11 protein-coding genes are annotated in these 12,438 nt (G+C 31.0%); all 11 read left to right on the top strand.

Annotation, left to right across the window (positions count from 1 at the left end):
- The first annotated feature begins 74 nt into the window (after window positions 1-74).
- The 11 genes from CLAU_RS09740 (at window position 75) to yabQ (ending at window position 12,342) form a co-directional block, all read left to right on the top strand.
- Window positions 75-1,253, top strand: coding sequence for a S1C family serine protease (locus tag CLAU_RS09740; RefSeq protein ID WP_013240746.1), 1,179 nt, complete (start codon window positions 75-77; stop codon window positions 1,251-1,253).
- Window positions 1,254-1,344: 91 nt separating this feature from the next.
- Window positions 1,345-1,920: an aminoacyl-tRNA hydrolase gene (gene pth / locus CLAU_RS09735; protein WP_013240745.1), complete on the top strand. Its 576-nt coding sequence runs from the start codon at window positions 1,345-1,347 to the stop codon at window positions 1,918-1,920.
- 275 nt (window positions 1,921-2,195) lie between these two features.
- Complete coding sequence (gene mfd, locus CLAU_RS09730) at window positions 2,196-5,717, top strand: transcription-repair coupling factor (RefSeq protein ID WP_013240744.1); 3,522 nt, start codon at window positions 2,196-2,198, stop codon at window positions 5,715-5,717.
- 75 nt (window positions 5,718-5,792) lie between these two features.
- On the top strand, window positions 5,793-6,818 hold the full coding sequence (locus CLAU_RS09725; protein ID WP_013240743.1) for a peptidylprolyl isomerase: 1,026 nt from the start codon (window positions 5,793-5,795) through the stop codon (window positions 6,816-6,818).
- 158 nt (window positions 6,819-6,976) lie between these two features.
- The gene (gene spoVT, locus CLAU_RS09720; RefSeq protein WP_013240742.1) at window positions 6,977-7,534 is read left to right on the top strand and encodes a stage V sporulation protein T; all 558 of its coding nucleotides are present in this window, start codon (window positions 6,977-6,979) and stop codon (window positions 7,532-7,534) included.
- A 151-nt stretch (window positions 7,535-7,685) separates the two neighbouring features.
- Window positions 7,686-9,221, top strand: a complete 1,536-nt coding sequence (locus CLAU_RS09715; protein WP_013240741.1) for a putative polysaccharide biosynthesis protein — start codon at window positions 7,686-7,688, stop codon at window positions 9,219-9,221.
- Window positions 9,222-9,235: 14 nt separating this feature from the next.
- Window positions 9,236-10,681 carry a bifunctional methyltransferase/pyrophosphohydrolase YabN gene (yabN, locus tag CLAU_RS09710; protein ID WP_013240740.1) on the top strand — a complete coding sequence of 482 codons (1,446 nt, stop codon included), beginning with the start codon at window positions 9,236-9,238 and terminating at the stop codon, window positions 10,679-10,681.
- A 280-nt stretch (window positions 10,682-10,961) separates the two neighbouring features.
- The gene (locus CLAU_RS09705; protein WP_013240739.1) at window positions 10,962-11,237 is read left to right on the top strand and encodes an HU family DNA-binding protein; all 276 of its coding nucleotides are present in this window, start codon (window positions 10,962-10,964) and stop codon (window positions 11,235-11,237) included.
- A gap of 59 nt (window positions 11,238-11,296) precedes the next feature.
- A complete protein-coding gene (locus CLAU_RS09700; protein ID WP_013240738.1) occupies window positions 11,297-11,545 on the top strand; it encodes an RNA-binding S4 domain-containing protein in 249 nt (82 codons plus the stop codon).
- 69 nt (window positions 11,546-11,614) lie between these two features.
- Window positions 11,615-11,905 (top strand): sporulation protein YabP, encoded by a 291-nt coding sequence (gene yabP, locus CLAU_RS09695; RefSeq protein WP_013240737.1) that lies wholly within the window; start codon window positions 11,615-11,617, stop codon window positions 11,903-11,905.
- 26 nt (window positions 11,906-11,931) lie between these two features.
- Window positions 11,932-12,342, top strand: coding sequence for a spore cortex biosynthesis protein YabQ (gene yabQ, locus CLAU_RS09690; RefSeq protein ID WP_013240736.1), 411 nt, complete (start codon window positions 11,932-11,934; stop codon window positions 12,340-12,342).
- Window positions 12,343-12,438 lie beyond the last annotated feature (96 nt).

The following is a 12,438-nucleotide window of genomic DNA, read 5'->3' as shown; positions in this document are numbered from 1 at the left end:
TACATTCTGTTCATATTTGTGTAAAATTTTTTTATTATAATTACTCTAAGTTTAGAGATTATGAGGTGTAATTAATGAATGATGATAACATAAAAGATGCTAATTGGGAAAATGTAAAAGATGATGAGGCAAAAATAAAGTTTGTAAATAGTAAGAAAAGGTCAAATATAAAGAAAATAGCTAGTTTATTTTGTGTTGTACTAGTAGCTGCAGTTTCTGGAGGTATATCTGGAGCATATGTAATTAATAAAAAACAGGCCTCTAAAATGTATACACCTGATAATCGAATGTTAGTTGAACCAAAGCAAGATAATAGTGAAGTAAAAGATAAATCTGAAAATACGAAGGAAAATTCTATAACAGAAGTAGCTGAAACTGTTGGTCCTGCAGTAGTAGGAATAAGTAATAAATCAGAAGGATATTTTGGATTGCAGGATGCAGGAAGTGGATCTGGAGTAATAATTGATTCTAATGGATATATAGTTACTAATTATCATGTAGTGCAAGGAGCGGATAAGATTACTGTTAAGCTTTCAAGTAATAAGATATTAAATGCTTCTGTATTAGGAGCAGATCAAAGATCTGATTTAGCCGTAATAAAAGTGGATGCAAAAAACCTTCCCGTAGTTAGATTTGGAGATTCTTCAAAAGTAAAGGTTGGCGATACTGCAATTGCCATAGGAAATTCATTAGGCGAGCAGTTTGCGGGATCTGTTACGGCAGGAATAATAAGTGCATTAAACAGGAAGATAGAGTATAATGGATCAATATATAAAGTTATTCAGACAGATGCAGCTATAAATCCAGGAAACAGCGGTGGACCTCTTTGTGATTTACAAGGCAATGTTATAGGCATAAATAGTTTAAAAATAGGTGCTAATTTAAATGCAGAGGGAATGGGCTTTGCTATAGACATAAATGAAGCAAAGAATATAATAAAATCACTTATGAACAGTGGAAAAGTATCGAGACCTTATCTGGGTATATCTGGAGAAAGTGTAGTGTCAGAGGATGATAAAATTCAGGGAGTTTATGTTGAACAGGTAGAAAAAGATAGTGGGGCTGCCGTTGCTGGTATAAAGCCTACGGATATAATAATGCAGGTAGATGATAAAAAGGTAAGAGATGTATCAGATATAGAAGAAATAATAGAAAGTCATAAAATTGGAGAAAAGGTTGATGCCGAAATTTGGAGAGATGGTAAGACTATAAAAGTGGAAGTAGTTCTCTCTGAATTGAAGGGAAATAAATAAAGAGACTTTTGGTCTCTTTATTATTTATGTCTTTTAGTATAATATATATTATGTAATGGATTTAATATAGTATTGAGATTGGAGTGAAATAATGTTTTTAATAGTTGGATTAGGAAATATAGGAACTAAGTATCAGCATACAAGACACAATATAGGGTTTGATGCTGTAGATTTAATAAGTAGTAAGTATAATATTCCTATAAATAGGGAAAAATTTAAAGGAACCTATGGAGAAGGCATAATAGCAGATAATAAAGTAATGTTATTAAAACCGAGTACTTATATGAATTTGAGTGGAGAGAGTGTAATAGAGGCTGCAAATTTTTTTAAGATAAAAAGCAGCAATATAATAATTATATACGATGATATAGACCTTGAAATTGGAAGAATTAGAATAAGAAAACATGGAAGTGCTGGAGGACATAATGGCATAAAGAGCGTAATAGCAAATTTAGGTACAGATGTATTCCCAAGAATAAAAGTAGGGATTGGACAGCCTAAAGGGGATCTTGTATCTCATGTTTTGGGAAAATTTGACATAAATGAAAGAAATGATATAGAAAAGGTTTTAGAAACTAGCGCAGATGTATTGGAATGTCTCATAAATTGTGGAGTAGAAGAAGCTATGAATAAGTTCAATGGATTAAAAATATCAAGTGATTCTTAGGTTCAGATGGAGTTTGCTTATAAGGACAACTTTTTCCAGCTGAACTTTAGAAGAACTTATCCAGGCGCGTAGCAGTGCTTATCCCCTACTTTGATAGAAGAGGGGGGGGTTAGCAATGGTAGCGATCGGATAAAGCTTATTACAAAATAAGTCAGTTGATACCGTATAATCTCTTTAAACAAAGAGATTAACGGTTGTTGTGCGTTAAATTAAAAAACTTAAGTGCAATATTTATCTAGAGTTGGATGAATAAAATTTGTAGGGTGGTTGTTAAAATGAGATTAGATGGACTTATAAAACCTATGAGGGAGAGTAGAGAATTTAGAAATATTATTGATGGAATAAGCAAAAAAAAATTCCCTATAGGGGTATTTGGACTTTCAGAGTCAGCTAAAAGTTACTTAATATATGGAGTGTATAACGAAATAGACAAGCCTTTCCTAATTGTTACTCATAGTGATGTAGAAGCCAGAAAACTATATGAAGATCTATCCCTTTATTTAGCAGAAGTATATTATTTTCCTACTAAAGAGATGGTATTTTATAATATAGATGCCATATCGGGAGACCTGAGGTGGGAAAGATTAAAGGTAATAAGGAAAATGATAGATACAGGTAGAAAAATTATAATAACTTGTGTGGAATCTTTGGCCTCTGCATATATACCTGTAGGGTTATATGAAAATTATATAATTAACATATCTGTAGGGGAGGCTTTAAATTTAAAAGATATAAGTGAGAAATTGGTTCAAAGTGGATATGAAAAAAATGAGATTGTGGATTCAAAAGGCCAATTTTCCATAAGAGGTGACATAATGGATGTATACTCACCAATAGCTGCAGAAGCATATAGAATAGAGCTATTTGGGGATGAAGTAGAATCTATTAGAACTTTAAATTTAGAATCGCAGAGAAGTATTGATAAATTAGACAGTATAGAAATATTTCCTGCTAAAGAGATTATTCTTGATAAGGATAAGATTCAAAAGGGAAGAAAAAGTATAGAAGATGACGCAGCTTTAGTAGAAAAAAAATTAGAAAAAAGCAAGAATAAAGAAGCATTGGATAGAATAGATGAGTTAACAAAGAAAAACTTAGAGAGTCTAGAGGAGAACTGGAGCTTTGAAAATATTGATAGTTTTCTTCCATATTTTTATGATAAGCCTGCTTCTTTCCTTGATTATGCTAAGGACTATTTTGTAGTTATGGATGATGTGCAGAGATGCTCCGGGAAATTAGATAGTGTATATTTTGAATTTGAAGAAAATTATAAAAATCTTTTAGAAAGGGGAAATATACTCCCCAAACAGAGTAAAATGTTATGTGCAAAATCTGATTTATTTGAAGAACTTAAAAATAAGGAAATTATGACCTTAGATGCTATTGCTAAGTCTTCTAAGGTTATTCAACCTAAAACTATAACTAATTTTTCTCAGATAACTCTAAATAGTTACCAAGGACAGATAGATTTACTTATTGAGGATATAAAGGATAAAAAGTCTAGAGGTTATAAAATTTTGATCTTATCTGGAACAAGACCTAGAGGAGAAAGATTGGTAGACACTTTACGAGAAAAAGGCATAGAAAGTAGTTATAGAGATGTTATTCATGAGATTAAATCAGGGGAAGTTGTTATAACTTTTGGAAGCCAACTCAAGGGTTTTGAATATCCGGATTTTAAACTAGGGGTCATATCAGATAAAGAAGTTTTTGGGGAAGCAAAAAAGAAGAATACAAGGAAGGTTCTCAAAAAAGGAGTAAGCAAAATAAAAAGCTTTACAGAACTTAAACCTGGGGATTTTGTAGTACATGTAAATCATGGTATAGGAATATACAAAGGCATAAAGCAGTTGGAAGTTCAAGGTCACAAGAAAGATTATTTGGAACTTATATATGACTCAGAAGATAAATTGTATGTACCTGTAGAACAACTGGATATGGTGCAAAAATATATAGGTTCTGAAGGAAAGAGCCCCAAAGTAAGTAAATTGGGAGGATCAGATTGGGCCAAAGCTAAGAAAAAGGTAAAGAAATCAATAGAGGAAATAGCTGAAGATTTAGTAAAATTATATGCAATTAGGTCTACTCTAAAAGGTTACAAGTATTCAAAGGATACAGTATGGCAAAAACAGTTTGAGGATGAATTCCCTTATGAAGAGACTCCAGATCAACTTACAACTATACAGGATATAAAGCAAGATATGGAATCAGATAAGGTAATGGACAGATTACTTTGTGGGGATGTAGGATATGGAAAAACAGAAGTGGCAGTAAGGGCCGCTTTTAAGGCTGTTATGGATGGAAAGCAAGTTGCATTTTTAGTTCCAACTACCATACTTGCTCAACAACATTATAATAATTTTGTTCAAAGGTTTTCTGATTTTCCTGTAAAAATAGATATGATAAGCAGGTTTAGAACAACAGCACAGCAAAAAGCATCCATAAAGGCAGTTAAAGTAGGAGATGTTGATATATTAATTGGTACTCACAGAATATTACAAAAGGATGTACAATTTAAAGATTTAGGACTTCTTATAATAGATGAGGAGCAGAGGTTTGGAGTAAGTCATAAGGAAAAGATCAAAAAGATTAGAAAAAATGTAGACGTACTTACGTTAAGTGCTACACCTATACCTAGGACATTACATATGTCTCTCGTAGGGGCTAGAGATATAAGTGTTATAGAGACACCTCCAGAGGAAAGATATCCAATTCAAACTTATGTAGTGGAATATAATGATCAATTAATAAGAGATGCAATACTAAGAGAAATAAATAGAGGAGGACAGGTTTATTTTGTCTATAATAGAGTTGAGAGCATAAAAGAAATGGCTTCTTACATAGCCAAACTAATTCCAGAAGCAAAAGTAGCCGTAGCTCACGGACAAATGCAAGAAAGAGAACTTGAAAATATAATAGTTGATTTTATGAAAAATGAGTATAATGTTTTAGTAGCAACTACTATTATAGAAACTGGTATGGATATACAGAATGTAAATACAATGATAATATATGATGCCGATAAAATGGGCTTATCACAACTATATCAATTAAGAGGAAGGGTTGGAAGAACTAATAGAATGGCTTACTGTTACTTGAGCTATAGGAGAGATAAGGTTCTTACGGAAGTAGCAGAAAAAAGGCTTAAAGCTATTAAAGAATTTACTGAACTTGGATCTGGGTTTAAAATAGCACTAAAAGATTTGGAAATAAGAGGTGCAGGTAATATGATGGGAGCATCACAGCATGGTCATATGGCTGCTGTAGGATATGATCTCTATTGTAGGATGCTGGAGGATACTATAAAGCTTATAAAAGGAGATATAGACAAAGAACCTGTAGAAACTACTGTAGAATTGAAAATAGATGCATATATACCTGATAATTATATAAAGAGTGAAGTTCAGAAAATAGAAATATATAAGAAAATAGCAGCTATAAGTTCCTATGATGATATGCTTGATATAAAAGAGGAATTGGAAGATAGATTCTCTGATATACCAACTTCAGTATACAACTTGATGGATATAGCCTATATAAGAAGTATGAGTAAGAAAATTGGAATAGAGGAGATAAAAGAAATAAAGGACGAAGTTGTTTTTTCATTTCAAGATCAGGATAGGGTTGACAAAAATGTGCTTAGGGAACTGTTTAAAACTTATCCACATGAGTTTGTGTTGAAGATGAATAAAAAGCCCGGGTTTGGATATAAATTAAAAAATGTAAAAAGAGAAGATATTTTACATCAGATTAAGGAAATTGTGAAATATATGCTAAAAATATATGAACAAAAATAGCTTTGTAGTAAAAATAGTTTTGTGTTAAAATTAATTTATATTTTGCAAAACACAAAAAGAGTGGGGGAATAAACCGTGAAGAATATAAAAAGGTTGGTGGCTGCTGCATTTATAACAGTGTTCGCATTTTCAACTGCAGGATGTAATATGATAGAAAAAACACCAGAAGCTATAGCTAATAGTACTGTGGCAACAGTTAATGGAGAAAAAATCACAAGGGGTGATTTAGATAAAGATCCAAATACAATCCAATTGCTAAGTCAAGCTAAACAACAATATGGTTCAGACTATGCAAAAAATGATGAAGCTACTAGTGCTATTAAAACCCAAAAAGAACAGATACTTGACAATATGATTACTACTAAAGTAATCGAACAAAAAGCTAAAGAGTTAAAGCTTCTACCAGATGAAAGTAAATTAAAATCAGACATGGATAAAAAGATTGATGATATTAAAAAGCAGAATTTTAAAGGTGATACCAGTCAATTTGATGCAGCATTAAAAGCACAGGGATTTACTGAGGAATCATTTAAGACTATGTTTCTAGCACAATTGAAAACTCAAGCAATAGAAACAAACATAAGTAATTACCTTGCAAAAAGTGTAAAGGTAACAGATAAACAAATTAAAGACTATTACAATGCAAATAAGGATAAGTATACAGAGCAGCCTGATAAAATGCATTTAGCTCATATACTTGTAAAGACAAAAGATGAAGCACAAAAAGTGAAAGCAAGGTTAGATAAGGGAGAGGATTTTGCAAAGGTTGCAAAAGAAGTTTCTCAGGATACCGCTACTAAAGATAAAGGTGGAGACTTAGGATTTGTAAATTATAATGATTCAGGGTATGATGCTCAATTTATGGCAGGAGCAAAAGCATTAAAAGAAGGTGCCATATCAGATCCAGTTCAAAGTAGTTTCGGATATCATATAATCAAGTGTATAAAAAAGCAGGAATACCCAGTTAAGGATTTTAACAAAGTTAAAGATGATATAAAGAAGCAGCTGGAAAGTGATCAAAAGAGTAAATTAGTTTCTCAAAAAGTTCAAGAGTGGAAAAAAGCCGCAAGTATAACTAAAAAAGAAAAAAATATTATGTAAATTAATTTTTATTTAAATAGGTAGAAAAGAACTGTAGCAATTGTGCTGCAGTTCTTTTTATTTTTCTAATTTAAATAACAATTGTGTATAAAATTGCATATTTAGAAAGATAATAATAATACAAGTTATATATTATATTTTATAGGAGGAATTATAGTATGAAAGCAACAGGAATTGTTAGACGTATAGATGACTTAGGTAGAGTTGTCATACCAAAAGAAATAAGAAGAACTCTTAGAATAAGAGAAGGAGATCCTCTTGAGATATTTACCGATAGAGAAGGTGGGGTTATATTAAAAAAATATTCCCCTATTGGAGAACTTAGTGATGTTTCAAAAGGATATACAGAATCACTTCAACAAACTATAGGAAATATAATTATGATATGTGATAAAGACAGCATGGTGTCAATTAGCGGTATACCTAAAAAAGAATATATGGGAAAAAAGATAAGTAATGAACTAGAAAAGTTAATAGATAATAGAAAAACGGTTTCCATAGCTGGGGATAAGGATGAAGATGGAATTATTCCTTTGTATGATGATGAGGATGTACAGGGTAAGTACTCAGCTCAAATTATATGCCCTATAATAGCAGGAGGTGATGCAATTGGAGCTGTAATAATAGTATCTAAAGAAAAAGCTAACTTTGGAGATATGGAGATAAAGCTAGCTGAAACTGCATCATCCTTTTTAGGCAAACAAATGGAACAATAGATAATGGCAGCATTAGCTGCCATTTATATTCTGTTGACATTATTGACTATAATTTAAAAAATATTCATTTAAAGTAATAATACCTTCGAGTTTTAAATAATTATAAACATGGAACAAATTGTTTGCAATTATAGCGTTCGGAGGTATTTTTATGAAAAAACAATCCCTTATAAAAGGCACTTTTGTATTAGGGGCAGCGGGTATATTGTCAAAATTCTTAGGACTATTTTTTAGATGGCCACTTCAAATGCTTATTGGAGATGAGGGAGTGGGTTACTATCAAATGTCATTTCCGCTTTATATGTTTTTTATTGCTGCAGCTTCAGGTATACCTGTAGCGGTGTCAAAGATGGTATCGGAGAGAAATGCCATTGGAGATCATGAAGGGGTAATTCAAGTACTTAGAAAATCTATACTCTTAATGGTTATTTTAGGAACAGGGTTTACAGCTATACTACTTATATTTTCAAATCCAATTATACATTTTTTGAAGTGGGATAGAAAATCTTACTATTCTTTAATTGCCATTGCATTTGCACCTATATTTATATCCATAATGAGTGCTTTCAGAGGATTTTTCCAAGGACTTCAAAATATGAATTATACAGCTGCATCTCAAATTATAGAACAAATAGGCAGAGTAATAGTAGGAGTGGGATTGGCATATTTGCTATTGCCTAAAGGTATAGAGTATTCCGCAGGAGGAGCAGCATTGGGGGCAGCAGCAGGAGGACTATTTGGCGGTATATATTTAATAGTAAAGTATGTTTATGTAAGAAAAGAAATAAACGTATTTAAAGTTGCAGATAATAAGGATGTACTGAGTAAATTACTGTACATAGCTATTCCAGTATCTCTAGGAGCAGCAGTTAGCAGTATAATGAGTCTTATAGATTCAGCTTTGGTACCTCAGAAATTATTGGAGGCTGGATTTACATATAGGGAAGCTGCTATATTATATGGACAGCTTACTGGAAAGGCATTTGTGCTTATAAATATACCACTAACAATATCTTCAGCGCTATGTGCTTCTTTGATGCCAATAATTGCAGAATCGTATATATTAAATAGAAAAGTTGATGTCATAAATAAAGTGGATTTATCTTTTAAAATTTCTATGGTTATTGCAATTCCATCTACCATTGGATTATATGTCCTAGCACACCCTATTCTGGATTTGATTTTCCCAGGTCAATCTGCAGGATTTGATATACTTCAATATTCAGCATTGTCTATTCCTTTTATTGTACTTGTTCAGACATCTACAGCTGTGCTTCAGGGCATTGGACATTATGTTAGACCTGTAGCTAATTTGGCGTTAGGATGCATTATAAAGGTAGTTATAACCCTATTTCTTGTGCCAATACCTCATATAAATATTTATGGGGCAGTTTTAGGAAGTATAGGAGGATATATTGCGACCTGTATTTTAAACATAATATTTTTAAGCAGGAAATTAAAAATTCGTGTAAATTATTTTGAAACTATGGTTAAACCCGCATTTGCATCCATTTTTATGATGGCAGCTGTTGTAATTATATATTTGTATGTCTATAATTATAGCATGAATAGTAGAATAGCTTGTTTTTTAGCTGTAATTGCTGGTGTGATTATATATGTACCAATCATAGTTATATTTGGAATATTCAAATACAGTTATATAAAAAGGAGATTCTTAAAAAAATAAAGGAGGATTTACAAATGATTAAGGTAGTAGGTCTGGGGCCAGGATCCATAGAATCCCTTACAATAGGTGCTGTTAATGCACTGAAGGATGTGAATAAAGTATATTTGAGGACGGAGAAACATCCTACTGTGGGTTACTTAAGACAATTGGGTATAAATTTTGAAACGTATGATCATCTATATGAAAAAAAACAAAAATTTGAAGATGTATATAGATCCATAGCAGAAGATTTAATATTAAAAGAAAAAAGTTTTCATCAAATAATTTATGCAGTACCAGGACATCCCCTGGTAGCAGAAAAATCTGTAAAATTATTGTTAAAATTGTGTAAACAAAATTCCGTAGATGTGGATATGATACCATCAGTTAGCTTTATAGATGTTATTGCAGAGAAGTTAAACATAGATGTTATTGAAGGAATAAAAATAATAGATGCTTTTGATATAAAACACGAAACATTAGATAAAAGGGTAGGTACTATAATAACTCAAGTATACGATAGGTTAATTGCATCTGAAGTGAAATTAAGTCTTATGGATTATTATAGAGACGATGCAGACATATATTTTATAAGAGCTGCAGGAGTTAAGGATAGTGAAAGTATAAGAAAAATAAAATTGTATGAGCTGGACAGACAAGAGGATATAGACTATTTGACATCAATTTATATACCTAAAGATTTAGAGTGCAAATATGATTTAAAAGATTTATTAGATGTAATGGAGAAATTAAGAAGTCAAGAAGGTTGTCCTTGGGATAAAGAACAAAGCCATGAGAGTCTAAAAAAATATCTTATAGAAGAGAGCTATGAGGTACTAGAAGCTATAAATAAAAAGGATGATGTGGAACTGACGGAGGAACTAGGAGATGTATTATTTCAAATAGTTTTCCATTCTCAAATAGGAAAAGAAGAAGGATTTTTTAATATTAATGATGTAATCAATGGTGTATGTGATAAAATGATAAAGAGACATCCACATGTATTTGGAGATATAGAGGTAAATAATTCAGAGGAGGTGCTAACAAACTGGGATGCTTTAAAGAAAAAGGAGCAAGGGCTTAAAACTCATACAGATGAACTTAGACATGTTGCACAAGCTTTACCTGCCTTGATGAGAGCTTCTAAAGTTCAAAAAAAAGCTGCTAAGGTTGGATTTGACTGGGACAAAGTTGAATGTGCATTAGATAAAGTATTAGAGGAATATTATGAAGTAAAGGATGTATATAAAAGTAAGGAAAGGGCAAAAATAGTAGAAGAAATAGGAGATTTAATATTTGCTTGTGTAAATGTAGCCAGATTCCTTGACATTGACCCTGAATTTGCATTAAATTATACTATAGAGAAATTTATAAATCGTTTTGCATATATAGAGAAGTGTGCCAGAGAGAAAGGACTGGATATGGAAGACATGACATTAAATGAAATGGATGAACTCTGGGAAAAGGCTAAAAATATATAAATTTAATTTTTTATATGCAAAAAGAAGGAATTTTTTAATTAATGCAGAATATGCTACTATATCCATATAAGTATATTCAATGGATTAGAAAGTGATGAATATTTTTAAGTATATATAATTACATAGTAAGTTGCTAAAAATTTTTGAATAGTATACAATATTTATTGCTTTCAAAAGCTTAATTAGAAAAACTTGGTTAATGATGACCGAAAATTAGCCGTAAAGATATTTGTGAATATTTGTACACATTTATCTATGAAAATTAGAGGAGGTAAAAAAAGTGAATAAATCAGAATTAATAGCAGGTATAGCAGAAAAGTCAAAATTAACAAAAAAAGATGTAGAGGCAGCTCTTAAAGGGTTTATAGAAAGTGTAGAAGAAACATTGGAAAAGGGAGATAAAGTTCAATTAGTAGGGTTTGGAACCTTTGAAACAAGAAAAAGAGCTGAAAGAATTGGAAGAAATCCTAGAACTAAGGAAGAAATAAAAATACCTGAATCAACAGTTCCTGTATTTAAAGCTGGTAAAGAGTTTAAAGATAGAGTAAATAAATAATGTATTTTTCAGAAAGCCTGGGTGAAAATCTAGGTTTTCTGTTTTAAAGGGGAGTTTGTATGAGATTAGATAAATACCTTAAAGTATCTAGAATAATAAAAAGAAGAACTGTAGCAAAAGAAGCATGTGAAGGTGGAAGGGTTGCTATAAATGGAAAAGTGGCCAAACCTAGTGTTGAAGTCAAAGAAGGGGATATAATAGAAATCAAATATGCCAATAAGTGTTTAAAGGCAGAAATCTTAAATATTGCAGCTCATGTTACAAAAGAAAACGTTCAAAGTATGTATAGGATAATTTCAACTGAATAAGATTTAAAATAGAAAGTAATATAATCCCCAATGGCTACATATATTTATTATAGGTGGAGGGGATGTTTTATGGAGAAAAAAGAAATAAGTGTAGAAGATAAGAAAAGCTTATTAAGTCTTGAAAATAGAAGAAAGTTAATGTTAACTGGTGTTATTGAAGTAGTAAGTTTTAATGAAGATCAAATAGTTTTAAATACTAATCTTGGAACCCTCAATATTAAAGGCAAAAGTTTAAAGATGAATAAGTTAGATGTACAAAATGGAGATGTAGTTATAGTTGGTATGGTAAATTCTTGTGTATATACTAATAATAAGTCGAAAAAAAGGAACCAAAGTTTAATATCAAAGATGTTTAAATAAAATCACGTTACCATGAAAGGATTAGTATGATTATATCAATAAGTACTCAAATTCGACTTATAATATTTAGCCTTACAGCAGGAATAATAACGGGAATATTATTTGATTTTTACAGACTAATAAGAGGGTTTAAAGATTTAAATAAGATAATAACGTTTATCGAGGATACTCTATTTTGGGTATTTACAGCCATAATTGTATTTATATTTTTAATGTATACAAACTATGCCTATATGGGAATGTATGTGTATATCTTATTAGGTATAGGTATATGTTTATATTTGAAGTTTTTCAGCAATTTTCTTATAGAATTACATAATAAATTCTTCAAAGTATTGGGAAGATTATTTAGGGTATTTATATATATAATAATATATCCTTTTCAATACCTTATTTATAGTGTTAAAAGAAAAAATAAAAAAAAGTATAAAAATTAGCTTGAAGAAAATCAAAAATCAAATTACAATATAAGTGAGATGTGCTATGATAAATCGAGGAAGGCAATAGTTAATAGAATGAGTATATAGAAACGT

It is taken from the genome of Clostridium autoethanogenum DSM 10061 (assembly GCF_001484725.1).
Classification (GTDB): domain Bacteria; phylum Bacillota; class Clostridia; order Clostridiales; family Clostridiaceae; genus Clostridium_B; species Clostridium_B ljungdahlii.
The sequence above is the reverse complement of the archived record's forward strand: the minus strand, read 5'-3'. Positions and strand labels throughout refer to the sequence as shown.